Genomic DNA, 16,638 nt, shown 5'->3' on the forward strand with positions numbered 1-16,638 from the left:
AAAATAATATACTCATATACAACTATTTGTGAACTAAATGGGTAACCCTATAAAAAAATTTAGTTTGTTATCATTTTCCAGCTTAATTCAAAAGCTTGATTTATCCTATTCTTAATCATTAGGAAGCGATTCTCGATATGCTCATCGGCCAATTCACGAATAAAGCCAATCATTGCAGAGAAGAGCATTTCAGTTTCTATTTTATTGGATATAAAACCTTCCTCTTTTCCTCTGTTGATGATGTTGTAAACTGGCTGCTTCATCTCTTCAGCCAATTGTTTTTGGGCTATAGTGATATAAGAAGAGTAATAATATTGTTCCATAAAGATACTTTCTTCATGAAACTCTATTCTGTGCTTCAGATAATTAACCCAAACTGTTTTTAAGCATTGCTTGAATGCTAAATCAGGATGATATCCCTGAACAAATCGTGCTGATGCATCCTTCTCTATTTTATGGTATAAGGCATTGATCAGCTCTTCTTTGTTTTTAAAGTAAATATAAAGGGTTCCCGTAGCTAGTGAAGATTCTTTCGCTATCTTTGACATAGTGATTCCAGCTATCCCTTGACTCTTGATCAATTTCAGGGTAGATTTAAAAACCAAGTCTATTTTTGAAAAATCTTTTACTCTCATGCTGCAAATATAATAAATATATATTCATTTTAGAATTTTATTGTTAATTTAAAAACAATCTATGTTTTTAGAAATCAGTAAAGCCATATGGAAAGCCAAGCCAAATAAGGTTTTCTGATGCTAAAAAGATCTTAAAAAAAAATTAAATGTTTTTTGTAAGCATTGAAAAATTACCTTTGCCGACTTTTTGAACCATTAAAGAACCTTTGAACCAAGAGATTTAAATTGCTTATGAAACAACTCATTAGAAACTTTACCAAGAATCCCAAAAACGATATTTTATCTGGTTTTACCGTGGCATTGGCCTTGGTGCCAGAAGCAGTAGCTTTTTCTTTTGTAGCAGGTATAGATCCATTGGTCGGTTTATATGGTGCCTTTATGATGGGAATTATTACCGCATTATTTGGAGGAAGGCCTGGTATGATTTCTGGAGCAACAGGAGCGATGGCGATTGTAATGGTTCATTTGATTCAGCAAGGAAATCAAGTGGGTTTAACTTTAGAGAGTCCTATTGAGAATTTAGGTTTACAGTGGTTATTCATCACCTTATTATTTGTTGGTGTGATACAAATGTTAGCCGGTTTCTTTAAATTGGGTAAGTTCGTTCGATTAATTCCACATCCCGTAATGCTTGGTTTTGTGAATGGATTAGCCATTGTGATATTTCTTTCTCAATTAAGCTTATTCAAAACCAATGTGGGTGGTGTTCAAGAATGGATGCAAGGATCACAACTTTGGATTATGTTGGGCCTCATTGCTCTCACCATGGGAATTATACAGTTTCTACCAAAACTGACTAAAAAGATTCCGGCGTCTTTAGTTGCGATTTTGGTCATTGCAACCATCACAAACTTAGGTGGTTTAGATGTTAGTACTGTAGGCTCTTTTATAGCCGATGGAGGAGGGAATGGTATTCAAGGTTCTCTTCCAACTTTTCAAATTCAGATTTTTAGTTTATTCGATACCATTTCTGGTCATTGGGGATTGGTATTCTCTACCGCATTTTTATTAGCGGCTGTAGGTTTAATAGAGAGTTTAATGACTTTGAATTTGGTGGACGAGTTAACAGAGACTAGAGGTAGTGGAAACCGTGAGGCAGTAGCTCAAGGTGGAGCCAACTTCATTAATGGTTTATTTGGTGGTATGGGTGGTTGTGCTATGATTGGTCAATCTGTAATTAATGTGAACTCTGGAGGACGAGGTCGATTGTCTGGTGTATTTGCTTCATTATCATTATTGGTATTTATTCTATTTGCTTCCACTTATATTGAGAGTATTCCTATCGCTGCTTTAGTAGGTGTTATGTTTATGGTAGTGATTGGTACTTTTGCCTGGAGTAGTTTTAGAATTATGCATAAGATTCCTAAATCAGATGCTTTAGTTTTAGTGGTTGTTTCAGCGATTACGGTTTGGCAAGATTTAGCTATTGCAGTGATTTCAGGTGTTATTATTTCGGCAGTCGTGTTTTCATGGAAAAATGCAACGATGATTAGAGCCAGAAAAAGAATGAAAGAGGATGGTACTAAGGTTTATGAAATCTGGGGACCATTATTCTTTGGATCTGTTCAAACATTCAATACCAAATTTGATATAAAAGGAGACCCTGAGAAGATTGAGCTAGATTTTATTGAGTCAAAAGTGAGCGACCATAGTGGAATAGAAGCTTTGCTTAACTTGACTAATAAATATATCGCTAGTGGCAAACAAGTTACCTTAACTCACCTGAGTCCCGAATGTCAAAAGCTTATTGTAAAAGCTAACCCTGAAATGGCTGGTTTGATTGAGAAGTCTATTGATGACCCACGTTATTATGTGGTGACTGATATGTTGGATGCTGAAGTTTAAAAGTGGGAAGACGACCGATATTGTATGCTGGATATCTAATGCCGGATGAAAAGACTGGATGTTGGTTGGCGGTTTTAGATCCCCCAACTCAATTCCACAAAAAAACCATTCGCCCTGGGCATCGCCTGCCTCGACTATCTAAATATATGGTATTGCTAATGTTTTCCACATAGAGGGCCACTCTGCAATTATAGGGTAGTGCTTTCCATAATCTCATGTTTAAGGTTTTATAAAAAATGATGCTTTCATTGAAGGTTAATACGGGTAATGAAAACAGAGGTGATGTATAATGATAATTCGAGTTATAACTTATACTTTTGATGTGGGATTGAAAAAAGTTATATCTTTGATTGTTTAAGCATTTATCATGATTCCAAATACTATTCTTTACGATTTAAAATCGAAAATAACAAAGGCATTTTTGAACAAAACAGTGGTTAGATTTCAAATTTTGTCCTGCCATCAACATGGTTTTAAGGTTAGAACAATTGGTTTGTTTGGATTTATTAGCTTTCATGATATGCCTTGGCGTTATCATAATTATTCTTACTGGAATATTGTGGGAGAGCATCTTGTAGGACTTTATTTTTTAGCATTAGTTAAAGTATTAAATGATGATTTTAAATATAGTTTGATAGCTCAAGAAAGTCAATTTTCTAGGCATTTATTAGTAAGAGGGGAAAAATACAGAACTTTAGTACTTAAAAAGAACAAATCATATCTTATTTTAGAAGTTGGTTTTGCCTTCAGTTGGAAATATGGATCTATATTAGGGGAAGTTCATAGAGCTAGTTTTAGTGAAAAAGAATACGAAGAAATAGAAGCTGGAAACATATTAAGTCTGATTTATAAAGGAAATGAGAATGAAGGCGCAAGTATATTTAGTTCAGAAAATTCAGATTTCGAAATTCTATTAAATTTATCGACAAATAGGCAACCTAATTTTTTAAAAAATAAACTAGCTATTGCAAAAATGGCATTGAAGAGTAATGAAGTATTGAACTTCAGAATAATAGGATTTCATGAAAAAGGTTTTTATTGTGAAATGGTTGGATTATTTGCTTTCGTTTCATTTTTTCATATGCCTTGGAAATATAAAAACCAAGGATATTGGATAGTTATAAAAAACTCACTTCTAGGAATAAAACTCAAGGGAACCATTTTTAAATTAAATACTCACATTCTTAGTCTTAAAATTAATGCCGAAATTGACCAATTTGAACCACCTCCATTATTAAAGGGGCAGAGATATAGCTCTATTGTATTGGCGACCTTTTCTAATTTCGTTTTACTTGATTTGGGATTTCATTTTTCGTGGAATTATGGCTCCTTCTCGGCAAAGTTGAAAAATATGTTTATACATAAAGAATTGTCATCACGAATATGTGAAGGTGATATTATTCATGTTTTTTATTGGGGAAAGGATGGTGAGGGGAGTCCAATAATTACAAAAACAAAAGCGCAAAGTGCTGTAGTGTTTTCAAGTGCCGAAAAGCTTGTTTCAAGAAAGATACCTAGTCTAGAACGAATTAAAAAAGCAATTAGCCTTGCATATATGCAATCTGAAATTGTAGAATTCATTTTTGTATTTCAAGTAGAAAATGGGTTTTATGTAGAATGCATGGGTATTTATGCATTGCTCATTTATGATCATCTTCCATGGAATTATTCTAAAAATAATTATTGGAAAATACTACTTCCTTATTTGCAAGATTATTTCTTTAAAGCAAGTATAGTTGCTTTGGATAGCCAGCAGATCCTTATGTATTTGAAGGCTTTGCAACTACAAGAAGAAATTGATGTTGAAGAAGGGTTTATTGATGCAATTGTTTTAGAAAAATCCGACAAAAAAATGGTGTTGGAATTAGGGATTCATTTTGATTGGGAGTTTGGGTCACTTTTAAATGAATGGAAAAAAAATAATTTGAATGCTAAAAAATGGTTGAGTTTTTGTCCGGGGAATAGGGTGTCAATTTATTATAAAAACAATATGCTTTTTAGCGAGGATGAATTGATTTTGAACGAGGAGTTAAGATTAGAGGAAGAAGCGATACATGAAAAATATACTGATAGTAGATTGAAAATTCGTTTATCAAAGTATAATAATAACAGCTTGGTTGGGAATATTGAAGAGCAAGAAGTGTTTTTTAATATTGATAATATGCCGTGGCAGTATGAGAAACCGAATTACTGGAGAGCGTTTCTTAATTCAATTAATGGTTGCTTTTTTGCAATTTCTGAAGGCAATGAAATAAATAAATGTCAATTGGAATTATTGAGTAAGGATGCTCTGGAAAGTAAATTAGCTGTAGGAAAATCATATCAAGCGATAATATTAGAAAAACAAAACAAATGTGTTGTTTTTGATTTAGGAATTCATTTTAAATGGCAATATGGTTCTTTAATATGTTGTGTTCCCAACTATCATTATAATGATAAGAGCATTAAATCAATGAACCGGGGAGATGTTTTTAGTATTGTTTATTGGGGAAAAAACATATTTTCAAATAAGTTGGTATTTGGAAAGAAGGGCTCGAAATGCGATGAGGATCAGATGTTAGAGAAAAGCAAAATTGGAACCATTGTAGGCGTAAGGGTGGAGAGAAAAGGTGCAAAGGTAAAGGGTTATATTGATAATGAGTTTCTGGCTGTATTTAACCGTTCTAAAAAAATATATGGTGAGGATTCTTTTAAAGTTAAATTTGCTTTGGCCAAACTAAATGATGGGCAAATATTAAAATGCAAGGTGCTCAGTTATGTTCCCGGTGAACAATATTATTCTGTCTGTTGGATTAATTATAATGAGGTATGAACCTAAGTTTTGTTGAAATATGAAAAGAATGCTATAGAACCCAACTCAACTCCACAAAAAACATTCGCCCTGGGCAGCGTCTACCTTGACTATCTAAATATATGGTATTGCTAATGTTTTCCACATTGAGGGCCACTCTGAAATTATAGGGTAGTGCTTTCCATAATCTTATGTTTAAAGTTTGATAAGATGGATAGGTTACAGAGTTGAAATATCTAATATCAGTGGAATTATGATCGTTAATATAGCGTTCTCCTTTATATTTCCAGAGGAGGTTGAAGTTCACAATCGGATTTTCCCAAGATATTCCTCCAGAGGCATTATGCATGGGGACATTGGCAAGGAATTTGTCTGTTAAATCGTAATCTACTTCAGAATCATTAATTTCATATTTAGTAATGGTAGAATGGCTATAGGCGTAATTAGCGAAAAAACGAGCCCCTTTCCATAAGTCAATATTTAAAGAAGTTTCACCTCCGTAGGCTTGCATCTGACTAATATTATCCATCTTATATACCGGAATGATTTTATAACCTATATCTACAGAATCGCCTGTGCTCACTTGATACATAAAGTCCTTTCCTATGGAATAATAGATAGAGGCTGAAAGGCGAATATTTTTTGCTAAGACTATATCACCTCCAATTTCCATATTATTTATATTCTCATTTTTAAGATATGGATTGGCACGTCTAAAGTAGTTTCCGGAGCTTTGTGAGCGGCACATGTCATCAAGGGTGGGAGGCCTGAAACCAGATGAAAAACTGGCATAATATCGCATGTTTTCTTTGTTGGTATACAATAATGAAATACGTGGGCTTATGGCCTGCCAATGTGAATTTGGCATGAGTGTGTCTTGGAAATGGAGTAAATAATTAATTTTTTTACTGGGATAATAAACAGAATAGTTGCCATCGAAAAATTCGGCATAATCATATCGTAGGCCCAATGTAAGTAAAAGCCTATCATCAAGGAAATTCATTTCATCTTGAAGGTAAAGTGCGCCAATAGCAATATTCCCTTCATTGACTATACTATCGGTGGAGGTGAAATAATTGTCAGAGGCCAATACGGAGCCATATCGAAAATCAACACCGGCTTGAAAAAGATGTATGCCTTTTTGGAAATGAAATTTGGTAATACTTCCTGCGTCAAGCCTTTTAGAATCAACCTCATACATGCTGAAATCATTATCGCTATTGATATATTCGTTCTGTTTGATATAGTTTTCAAATTGGCCAAAAGCTGCTGTTTCCCAATAAAGAGACTTACTAATTTTACCATTATATCTTAATCGGGTATTCAAATCTCGTCGACTCGAATAAGTCCCGTCATCATCAAAGACTTGCCAGCCTTTACCTCGTTTATCGGCATATCCTTTTACTGAAAACACCAATTGTTCGGAACCGGAGAATGAATGTCCAATTTTAGCCTCCCCCGATATTTCATCAAAATAGGAAGGACGTAATAGGGTGTCTTCGCCATATTCAAGAAATTCTTCGCTTTCGGTGATATAGCCATCACTGGTGCCTCCATGTAAAGCCAAATCCCAGAAAGTTCCTTGGTCTATACTATCCACATTGCTTTTGCCCAAATGAGCATCAGCGAGGAGGGTATTATAGGTTCCGTATTTTATATTGGCGCCAGCTGTGGTTTTTTGCTTGGGAATAGATGTGCGTAAATCAATGACTCCACCCATAGCATTGGCACCATAAAGGGTGGATGCGGCTCCTTGAACGATTCGGATTTCGTTGATATTATTAATATTAATGGCATTCCAGTTTACCGAACCACCATCCGATTTATTAATGGGAACACCATCTATCATCACCAGCATTCTACCTTGATTGTCCCCACCCATTCCTCGCATGGAAACTACGGCTTTATCGCTAAACATTCCCAGAGTATTATCCACGTCTACACCTGAGGTATATTGTAAGACGCCTTCTAGTTTTTGAGCGGGAAGGCTTCTTATCTCCTCTCTGTTGATCTTTTGAATACGAGCGGAAGAAAGCATCTCGTCGGACTGAAATCCTTTAGCAGAGACTTCTATGGTTTCTACAGTGAAAATAGATTTCTTGAGTTGTATCTCAACACTATTATCCCCTTTTGAAATAGATATTTTTTTCTTGTATTTTTTGTAGCCTAAAAATGAAACTTCCAAGGTGTAATTTCCTTGGTCTAGGTTTAGCTCAAATTTTCCATCCTCATCAGAGATACAACCCTGTTGCTTGATGCTCACATTAGCGCCAGATAGAAAAGAACCATTTTGTGCATCTAGAATAACACCTTGTAGGGTGTTTTGTGCTAGTGAAAAATGAGCACTGGAAAATATTAAAACTAGAGAAAATAATAGAGATAGCTTTCTCATATACTCGTTGGATTTAGAAAAAATTCAGTAATAACAATTAAAAGCAAGTATAATATCTGTCTTTAATTGGGCGAACTCATACTTTTGTTTGTGCAATCATTTTATACAAAGCTAGTGCGGATTTGGTGCGTACAAAACACTTTCTTTTACCATTATATTCGTACGGAAAACATACTGAGGTTTTATTCAGCAGAACTTTCCGCGTCAGCTGTTTGTGAATAACAAGCTGGTCTTATGTCTTTATTAGCAGATAAGAAAACTCCAAGAAATGAAATAACGATTTATCGGATTTTTCTTGCAGACACTAGCTATTTCTGAATTTTCATATTAAAGGTGATTTTTCCTTCGGCCATGGTATCAGCAGATATGATTTCTACAATCCCATGTTTTCCGCTTCCAGTTTGGAAAGGAATGAATAAGCCCGCTTCAAGCCATTTATACTTCTTCTTTCCCCAAGTATCATCAAAGGAATGAATAAGTAGACTATCGTCGTGGCATTGATTAAAGTTTTGAAGATTGATGCCATTAGTGGCTCTAATATCCCAAGCTGTATAGTTGCGGGTATCCCAGTTTAATAATTCAGGGTAATACTCTTCATATAATTCTCCTAAACCATTGCCATCTTCACCCGGAGACGAGAAGGTAGGTGAAGGGCGGTTTGTATTATTGTCAACAGAATATTTAAAATAAGCAATGAAATCAACTTCGTTCTGAACAATAATACCAGAATCACTTGGATAGCTATAAGCTAGTTGAGCATCGAACCAAGGGTTAGTGGTGCTGCTATTTTGCATACCAATGCTTAGGTTATTATATTCATTGATGGCACCATAGGTGGAATTGGGGTCGCCTGAAATGGCGAGAGTGCTTACTGCAGTTTGACGCTCTTTGTTCATCACCTGAATTTCCCAAACAGCATTTAATTTCGTTTCTTGCCAAAATGTTCTTGTGAAATCTATTGATGTGGAATATAATCCGGAGTCTATTTTAACATATTCCTCATTATCGGCCGTATAACTAATCACGATATTGGTGATGGGCTCTTCAGAATTTGCAATAATTCTTAATTTGATGGGATCGCCTATACTAACAATCTCATTCTCCTGTGTATATGCTTCGCTTTGAGAAAGTGAAACATTTGGCGGCTTAGCATCCTCATTTTTATCACATGCTAAAAGCGTGGATAGTAGTAGAATGATAAGCGCCAAATTGTAAAGTTTCATATTTTATGCCCCTATTTTACGATTAACTTGCGAGTAACCATATAGTTTGGATACTGAACACGAATCATATAAACGCCTTCAGAAAGATTAGATACATTCATAGTATTCAACTGCTGAGGAGTATTATTTTCCCATACCATTCTTCCAGAAGGATCGAATGTTGAAATAGATATAGCATCTACATCAACAGCAATACTTGCATTGCTAGTAGCTGGGTTAGGGAAACATTTAGTATTGTTTTCTAAATGTAATTCAGAAAGTCCTGTATTGTCAGAACCATAAATCATGATATTGTCTATCTTTACAGTACCTGCAGCAGTAACTTCATCACCATTCATATCAAGGTTTGAAGTAGGAACCCAAGCAATATATAAAGAGCTTTCTGGATTGTTAGCAGCTTCTGGGATTGCGATATCAACCAATTGACCTGTTGTCCAATCGTTGGCAATAGTAAATTCAGAACCAGGAATATCAGCCCATTCACCACCACTATGTCTCCACATTACTTTCCAGTCTGCTGGACCAGGATCGTTATTAGTAGAACGCATTTGAGAAGAAACAGTAAAGTGACCATATTCGCTTCCTTTTACTTTGATAGATAACATTTTGTAATTGGCAGCATTATCCCAACCTGCGCAAGTAGCAGCAGAGTCACTATCACCACCTACACCTTTTTTCAAATAAAGAGAATACTCACCAGCGCCATCTGTATCTTCCATACGGATATCATAAGATAAGTTGTTTTCTAAGCCTAGGTTGGCATTGAATGGCTCTTCAACTCCACCAGGAAACTCAAATCCTGAGATTAAAACTTGTGCATTGAGGTTAAAACCTGCAATGAATACTAAAATTAAGAAGTAGAATTTTTTCATAAAACTTTTTTTTTGAATGATTATTTATTATAGTTAATTTTTAATCCGAAGAGAACATATCTTCCTGGAGATGGGTAGCCTTTTCTGTCTACAAATTCCACGTCGAACATGTTCTGTACATCTATATATAGTTGAAAATGTGTTTTTAAGGTATAACTCAATTTAAAATCGAAAATGGAATATCCATCTACCTTTAGCGTATTCGCATCGTCTATCCATTGCTCGTCAATATATCTATAGGATAGTGAGGTGTTTAGGTTTTTGAATTGATAGAACAGACCAGCATAGAATTGATGAGGAGGTACCTCAACAGCATATTTCCCAGTAAGATCAACACCTTCTGTCGAATTATATTTGATAATGGTTGTATAGTTGTAGGAGTAGTTGGTGGAGAGTCTTAGGTTTTTGAGAATTTGGTATTTAACATTGATTTCAGCTCCAATAATTTCTACGTCAGATATGTTTTGCTTTTGTAATAGAGGTAATACTTCGCCACCCAAATCAATATCTTCTCCAAGGCTGACCAAATAGTGGAAATCAATTCCTCTTGAATAATAAACTGCAGGTTCAATGGATAATTTATCTAAAGTGATAAAAGTTCCCATTTCAATATTATATAGTTTCTCAGGAGTCAATTCTGGATTGGCCACCTTTATTCCTTTACTAATTTTCCCAGAGCGGCATAAGTCGTCTAGTTTAGGAGGATTGAAACCAGAAGCTATCGAGACATAATGTCGTAGAATTTCATTTTGCTTGTAATTTAAAGCCAGTTTAAAACTCATTGCATTCCATGCTTGTGATTGATAAGAATTATAAATATCTCTTGGATATGCGGTAGCAGCAGAAGGGTTTTTTACGGTAAAATCGCCACCATAGAAGTTGGCATAATCAAATCTAAGTCCACTAACTAATTTGAATTTTTTGTTTAAATCGTGTTCATCTTGAACAAATAAGGCAAAGAAATTATAATTACCATTATAATAAACTTCATCAAAAGAAGTAAAGTAAATGTCCTTATATTTGGTGTCGCCATGTTTGATGTCAGCACCAAAAATGAGATAGTTCTTTTCGGAAATCATTTTATTGATTCCTATCCAAATTCCCTCATCAATATCAATAGAGGAGCTTTCAGAAAGTTTATATTCACCGCTGGTATTTATTTTTTCTTTTTGATAGAAGTAATCTTGTCTTTTTCTGTAGGCATTAGCATTAATACTGAATCCTTTTATTCTTCCTGAATAGTTGGCTTTGACTATCGAGTTAGTGAATTTATAGTGACTACCATTTTCTTCAAATACCTGGATTCCTCTATTTCTCAAATCATCGTAATAATCAACGCTCACTTCTAATTTATGGTTGGCATTAAACTGATAACCCAAGTATCCACCAGCATTATATTCCCAAATAAAAGTGGTGGTATCCGTGAAATCTCTGGTGGCTTCACTCTCAAAATAATAGCCATTGCCTTTTCTTCCAAAGCCATTCAGGCCCCAATAAAGTCCTTTTTCATTTTTTACTTTACTTCCTGCAACTCTGAGGTGTTGTCCTAAGGTTTCAAAAGAACCAGCGTAAGTATTGCTGTTGATAGAAAGAGGAGATGTTGCTTTTTTGGTGATGATATTAATCACACCACCCATAGCATTATTTCCATAGAGGGCTGAGTTGGGTCCTTTTGTGATTTCTATTCTTGCTACATTATCAGGATCTATCATGTGCCAATTTACGGAGCCACCAGCGGCAACATTCATTGGAACTCCATCTAAGAGGATAAGAGTACGAGCACTAGAGCTTAAACCTCGCATGGTTACACTGGAGTTTTTTGAAAATGGTCCCCAACTTCTATTTACATTCACATTACTTATGGAATTAAAAACGTCATCCAGATTATTCACCGGCATTTCGTCAATATCTGTGCTTTTGATCAGTTCAATTTTTGCAGGAATTTCATCTATCTGCTTTTCATAGCGATTGGCTGTAACTACAATCTCTTTGGTAGTGATGGTGTCCTTGTCTATTTGCCCAAAAGAGAAAATACTTACAAATAGAAAGCTATATAGTAAACTTAATTTCCTCATTTCATCTTCATTTCAATAATAACACTTCCTGTTTCATTTCCTGATTGGGAGATGACCTTGAACAAGCCAAAATTCCCCTTATCCGATACGAAGGAGTATATGTCATTGGCTTTTAAGTTTTTTGCTTTTCTTTTACCCGTTTCAAAAGCAAAGGTGGTGGCGTAAATTAAACTATCATTCTCACATAAATCAAAGTCTTCGATTGTAATACTGGGTTCTGCAAAACGAGTTGTATTTCTGGTATCCCAATTTTCTAATGCAAACTGTCCTTCGAATATGGTCTCAGGAACATTAGCCCCAGGAGAGGCTATAGTATGTTCATCTTCATCTACATTGTCATAATAGGATAGTAAATGAATTTCTTCTTGTATGGAAAAAGCATCCTCCCTATTGTAAATCCTTTGATGACTTAATGAATAGAAACTCTCAAACTCACTATTGTCTTGGAAACCTAGACTAATAGGAAGGACATGGGTGATGTCACCATGGGAACTGCTTTCTTCTTTGGTAATTTTAATGCTGATGGTATTTGATTGTTTTCTGTTTCTATCTCTAGTCGTGATATTCCAAATCTCCCAATCTGCCACGCTTTTGATGATATTCTTGTTCATGGTAATTGATTGAACATGCATACCTGTATCAATGACAATGGTGTCGATGGGGGAAATTCTTTGAAACCGGATAGTGTTGATTGGGTATTCGGAGAATGATTGTGCTAGAACACTTATTGAAAGAGTATCCCCAACCTTGGCGCTGGTATCACTACTGATGAATCCATCTGCTATTATGAATTCAATAGTAGGGTTTGCATAGTTTGTAATCTCCTTTTTGCATGAATATAAGAATACAAAAAACGATATGCATAAAAATGCGACTCGGAATATATGCGAAAACTGAGCTTTCATTTTTGTAATAGCTTATTTTTTAAGGGCTTTAATTGCGCCGAAGGCTACTAATGTACCTAGAGCTCCAAAGAAAAAATGACTAAGGATTGGAATAATTATACCGTGCTTTGCAAAGGAGCTGATGAAAACAAGTCCTGAAAAATGAAGCCCCAATCGTAATAGTGGAATCATCATATAGCAAAGACCACCGAAAAATGCAACGATATAAGCATTCTTAGTTTTGAGATCGAATTTAGCCCAAACAAAATCAAGAGCAAATCCAATGCCCATATACATAAATGGGATAGTTGGGTCTTTAAAGCCCATAAAAGGTAAAAGCATCATAGAACCACTGGCCAACATGGTAATGCTACTGGCAAATTTTTGACCGGATAATATTCTTGCAGCCATTAATATACCTATCACTTCAATTCCATGACGTCCAGGGATATTTAAGGGTATGCGTAAATAAGCACGCAAAGTAGTGATAAAAACTCCTGTTAAGATGAGGAGTAAGATTTCTATAACCGTAGCGTATCTCTTAGTTAGAGATAGACTTAATGTATTCTTTTGATACGACTTTCCACTCATTGCTTGTATTTTTTGTAGGTTCAACATAGGTGATGATTTTGCTGTTTTTCATCGCCGGTCTGAACCATTCGTTTATGTCTAAATATTCTTCATCATCAATGACCATTCCTTCAGTGGTTTGTACTTCATCGATGTTGACCATTTTTTTTAAAGAGGAGATTTGATGAACGCCTTTGATATCTCTAATTTCATGTCCTTGTAACCAAATGCAGCGGCCATCGTTTCCCCATTTCCTAAGACCTATAGCTGCAAGAGAACCAATAATCCCATCATGGGTTCCGGTGAGGCCTTCCAAATGAATTTGATGTTTAGCTGCTAAAGCTAAAGCGTCTTTTTTAGTAAGGACAGTTTTCTTTGCATTTCTACCCCAGTCAATAATCTCTTGATTTACCTTTTCGAATGTGGAAACACAAAGTCCAACATCGGAACCGTCAGCAGCTATTTCATTGAGGAAGTCTCGTGATAAATTGATGACTTTATCAATATCATCAGCAATGATATGTATACTTGCTGAGCTATTTTGGGAGGTATAAGGGATATCATCATGAACAAATAATTGATGGCGAAGAATCTCCAATACTTCATAACCTTCTTTAGAAAACAAGTCCGCCATCTGGCGAGAGCGAAAACCAGTTCCTCTTGTATTCTTATTGTCGGTATCGTCGATGCCAATTAATAACTCAATCATTTGCTGTGTTTAAAGCGCAAAGATATAAAAACCGATAGGGAAAATAATGCGAATCGAGCAATTTAGAATCAGTATAGTGTTGAGATTTAATTTGCTGAGATAGAGATGGGACTCGGTTTCCAGATTTTTTTTGAGTGAAATCTAACCTATTTCAAAGGAGGTGATGCCAAATATTTTTTCGATGGGAAGCTTTGGGATTTCTCCGGTGTACATCCTGGCAGTTTGAAATATTTCTGTCATATGATACCTCTTTGCAAGTGATAGTGCCTCATTATTGATTTCTGGAACATCTAAGTAAATATGCTCATTGGTTTGAGCATGACTTTTAAATATCTCGAATAACTCATTGGCTTGTTCGGCTTTTTCTGCAAATAGAGGCGCGATTTTATAGCCTTCTCTACATTTTCTCATGACGCCATAAGCTTTAATATCACCATCCTCTAAAATGGCATATCCATAGGATGCTGGCATCTGGATCCACTTCTCAATAAACTTGGGTCTAGGAACTGGGAAAAAATGGTTTTCGAATTTTTTAATCTGCTTTAAAGTAACTTGATTTAATGATGTAATCCTTGTATTCTCAATGGATTCCCCACTTCCTTTACCTTGAAATCTAATATTATTATAGGCCAATCTGAAACCTGTTTTTTTGTAATTTTCTTGTTGCTCTACCACTCCATCTAAGCCAATATTACATCCTTTTAGGTATTGCATTCCCGCTTGCCAAATTTTATATCCATATCCTTGGCCTCTATATTTAGGTTTTACCATGTAAAATCCTAAGAAACCAAAAGTATCATCATATTTTATTACGGAAATAGAGGCGATGGCTTCTCCATTTAAATATCCTATTAGAAATCCGTTTTTGTCAGCAGCATAATAGGCATCAATATCGTGTAGTCCAGGATTCCATCCCTCTTGAGTAGCCCAGTCAATAACCATATCTAGCTGGGAACGAGATATCGTTTTGACTTGGTAATTGATAGTAGTCATAACGTTAATTTTTTGGGACGATAAAGGTAATCATTATTCAGTATGAAAATATGTTTATATTCATTTCTTCACATGAATTCATTCTCGTCTTATTACAGCAGACCCTTAACTATATCCAGTTTTCTGCTAAGATTGTGCTGTAGTAGAAATGAGGTTAATATGTTTGTGCAAGTATAAATGGAATTAGATACTGAAAAATAGATGCTTATAATGTTCCCTTACTATTTCAAACTATTCCTCAGTTTGATATTCACTATTTCAGAATCATTGCCCAATCGGATAGGAATAACTGCAGTACCATAACCAGAGGAGATATAAAAATGAGAATCTTTCTTTTTTAGGTAGCCCCAATCTTGCTCAAAAATCATACCTGTGATATAATTTAATGGCCAGAATTGTCCATTATGGGTGTGTCCTGAAAATTGGAAATCGATTCCTGTTTGACTTGCCTCCTCCAGTTTATAGGGTTGATGATCGAGGAGGAGGGTAGGGAGTGAGATATTGAGTTCGCTTTGAAGCTCAGTAATGCTTTTTCTAGGAATGCCTGAAGATGCTTGAGCTTGGATATCATCACGACCAATGATATTAAACTTCCCATCAATGGTAACGGCAGTATCTACGAGCATCTTTATTCCATTCTTTTCAAAATAGTTCAATTCCTTTTGTGCTCCACTGATATACTCATGGTTTCCCAAGCAGGAATAAACACCATATTTCGATTTAATTTCTTTAAAATGCTCCACCAATTCATCATGCTGAACCACTTTAATATTATCATCAATGATATCTCCCCCAATCAAAACCACATCTGGCTTCAGTTCATTAATCATGGAAATTAATCTTTTGGTTTTTTTGTGATTCACCATGGTTCCCAAATGAATATCACTCACCGCTACAATGTTTAGTTCTTTGAGGCTACTGCTGGGTTTTTGAATGTCCAGTTCTAAGGTTTTTACTTTCGGATTGATGGTATTTAAAAAACCAATCAGCATAATAATAGAAATGAAACCCAAAGTACCTAATCCTATGATTAATTTTGATTTGGCGTAGTTGGCAGTAATGAACTCTGGATAAAATGGAATTAAATGATTTACCCCTCTGAGGATGTCGAAGAAAAGGATACTGAAAATGCCAAATACAAAGAATCCAGCTGAAACAGCACCAATTCTAATTAAGGCATCACTTAAAATATTGATAGAAGTTCGTTCTAATACCTTTCCTAGAAAAAATGAAATTAGAATAAAAATATAAAGCACCAAAGTGATTTTTAAACCCATAATAGAAGCAGGAAAAGCTTGTCCCATTCGGGTAAATAGATATATGCCTAATAATGTAAAAAGGCTAATTACTGTGATTAGGAAAATGGCTAGACGCATGTGATGATTTTTGAATTGGCAAATATATATAGTACTATTTGATAATACGTGATGGCGTGCTCCTTTTTATATGATAAATTGTTATTCAGTTTTTTTGTTAAAAAAGTATTAAAATATATAATTATAAAATAGGTTTGTAATCTCGTTTTTATATCATATAAGTATTTCTCAAATCAGTATGCTAGTATTGTTTGATTTATACTTTATGTATTATTTAAAAAAGCATATATGAAAACCATTATCAAAATTACCCTTAGTTTGGCACTACTAATT

12 protein-coding genes are annotated in these 16,638 nt (G+C 35.0%); 2 read left to right on the plus strand and 10 right to left on the minus strand.

Features of this window, described 5'->3' with window-relative positions; all coding sequences use genetic code 11:
- Positions 1-59: 59 nt before the first annotated feature.
- Positions 60-635 carry a TetR/AcrR family transcriptional regulator gene (locus tag HNS38_RS17840; RefSeq protein ID WP_172283014.1) on the minus strand — a complete coding sequence of 192 codons (576 nt, stop codon included), beginning with the start codon at positions 633-635 and terminating at the stop codon, positions 60-62.
- A 231-nt stretch (positions 636-866) separates the two neighbouring features.
- Here HNS38_RS17840 and HNS38_RS17845 point away from each other — a divergent pair, with 231 nt between their 5' ends.
- Complete coding sequence (locus HNS38_RS17845; protein ID WP_172283017.1) at positions 867-2,480, plus strand: SulP family inorganic anion transporter; 1,614 nt, start codon at positions 867-869, stop codon at positions 2,478-2,480.
- Between the two features lie 367 nt (positions 2,481-2,847).
- A complete protein-coding gene (locus HNS38_RS17850; protein ID WP_172283019.1) occupies positions 2,848-5,292 on the plus strand; it encodes a hypothetical protein in 2,445 nt (814 codons plus the stop codon).
- Between the two features lie 31 nt (positions 5,293-5,323).
- On the opposite strand, the gene HNS38_RS17855 is transcribed toward HNS38_RS17850, so the two are convergent.
- The 9 genes from HNS38_RS17855 to HNS38_RS17895 all read right to left on the minus strand — a co-directional run bounded on the left by HNS38_RS17855 (position 5,324) and on the right by HNS38_RS17895 (position 16,365).
- Entirely contained in the window at positions 5,324-7,663 is a 2,340-nt protein-coding gene (locus HNS38_RS17855) for a TonB-dependent receptor (protein WP_172283021.1), read from the minus strand.
- A 308-nt stretch (positions 7,664-7,971) separates the two neighbouring features.
- A complete protein-coding gene (locus HNS38_RS17860; protein ID WP_172283024.1) occupies positions 7,972-8,886 on the minus strand; it encodes a hypothetical protein in 915 nt (304 codons plus the stop codon).
- Between the two features lie 11 nt (positions 8,887-8,897).
- The gene (locus HNS38_RS17865; RefSeq protein WP_172283026.1) at positions 8,898-9,758 is read right to left on the minus strand and encodes a T9SS type A sorting domain-containing protein; all 861 of its coding nucleotides are present in this window, start codon (positions 9,756-9,758) and stop codon (positions 8,898-8,900) included.
- A 20-nt stretch (positions 9,759-9,778) separates the two neighbouring features.
- On the minus strand, positions 9,779-11,833 hold the full coding sequence (locus HNS38_RS17870; RefSeq protein WP_172283028.1) for a TonB-dependent receptor: 2,055 nt from the start codon (positions 11,831-11,833) through the stop codon (positions 9,779-9,781).
- Positions 11,830-12,738, minus strand: coding sequence for a hypothetical protein (locus HNS38_RS17875; protein ID WP_172283030.1), 909 nt, complete (start codon positions 12,736-12,738; stop codon positions 11,830-11,832). The genes HNS38_RS17870 and HNS38_RS17875 overlap by 4 nt, the downstream gene beginning before the upstream one ends.
- Before the next feature lie 12 nt (positions 12,739-12,750).
- The gene (locus HNS38_RS17880) at positions 12,751-13,308 is read right to left on the minus strand and encodes a hypothetical protein (RefSeq protein ID WP_172346838.1); all 558 of its coding nucleotides are present in this window, start codon (positions 13,306-13,308) and stop codon (positions 12,751-12,753) included.
- Positions 13,259-13,996 (minus strand): hypothetical protein, encoded by a 738-nt coding sequence (locus HNS38_RS17885; RefSeq protein ID WP_172346839.1) that lies wholly within the window; start codon positions 13,994-13,996, stop codon positions 13,259-13,261. Before HNS38_RS17885 ends, HNS38_RS17880 begins: the two co-directional genes overlap by 50 nt.
- A gap of 141 nt (positions 13,997-14,137) precedes the next feature.
- A complete protein-coding gene (locus HNS38_RS17890) occupies positions 14,138-14,989 on the minus strand; it encodes a GNAT family N-acetyltransferase (RefSeq protein ID WP_172283037.1) in 852 nt (283 codons plus the stop codon).
- Between the two features lie 221 nt (positions 14,990-15,210).
- Positions 15,211-16,365 carry a metallophosphoesterase gene (locus HNS38_RS17895; protein WP_172283039.1) on the minus strand — a complete coding sequence of 385 codons (1,155 nt, stop codon included), beginning with the start codon at positions 16,363-16,365 and terminating at the stop codon, positions 15,211-15,213.
- Between the last annotated feature and the right edge of the window lie 273 nt (positions 16,366-16,638).

It is taken from the genome of Lentimicrobium sp. L6, assembly GCF_013166655.1.
Lineage (GTDB): Bacteria > Bacteroidota > Bacteroidia > Bacteroidales > UBA12170 > UBA12170.

Bases quoted from the DNA above. Each gene is read 5' to 3' on its own strand.
- HNS38_RS17890 (WP_172283037.1), bottom strand. From the start codon at position 14,989: ATGACTACTATCAATTACCAAGTCAAAACGATATCTCGTTCCCAGCTA.
- HNS38_RS17845 (WP_172283017.1), top strand. From the start codon at position 867: ATGAAACAACTCATTAGAAACTTTACCAAGAATCCCAAAAACGATATT.
- HNS38_RS17895 (WP_172283039.1), bottom strand. From the start codon at position 16,365: ATGCGTCTAGCCATTTTCCTAATCACAGTAATTAGCCTTTTTACATTA.
- HNS38_RS17870 (WP_172283028.1), bottom strand. From the start codon at position 11,833: ATGAGGAAATTAAGTTTACTATATAGCTTTCTATTTGTAAGTATTTTC.
- HNS38_RS17850 (WP_172283019.1), top strand. From the start codon at position 2,848: ATGATTCCAAATACTATTCTTTACGATTTAAAATCGAAAATAACAAAG.
- HNS38_RS17865 (WP_172283026.1), bottom strand. From the start codon at position 9,758: ATGAAAAAATTCTACTTCTTAATTTTAGTATTCATTGCAGGTTTTAAC.
- HNS38_RS17860 (WP_172283024.1), bottom strand. From the start codon at position 8,886: ATGAAACTTTACAATTTGGCGCTTATCATTCTACTACTATCCACGCTT.
- HNS38_RS17840 (WP_172283014.1), bottom strand. From the start codon at position 635: ATGAGAGTAAAAGATTTTTCAAAAATAGACTTGGTTTTTAAATCTACC.
- HNS38_RS17855 (WP_172283021.1), bottom strand. From the start codon at position 7,663: ATGAGAAAGCTATCTCTATTATTTTCTCTAGTTTTAATATTTTCCAGT.
- HNS38_RS17875 (WP_172283030.1), bottom strand. From the start codon at position 12,738: ATGAAAGCTCAGTTTTCGCATATATTCCGAGTCGCATTTTTATGCATA.
- HNS38_RS17885 (WP_172346839.1), bottom strand. From the start codon at position 13,996: ATGATTGAGTTATTAATTGGCATCGACGATACCGACAATAAGAATACA.
- HNS38_RS17880 (WP_172346838.1), bottom strand. From the start codon at position 13,308: ATGAGTGGAAAGTCGTATCAAAAGAATACATTAAGTCTATCTCTAACT.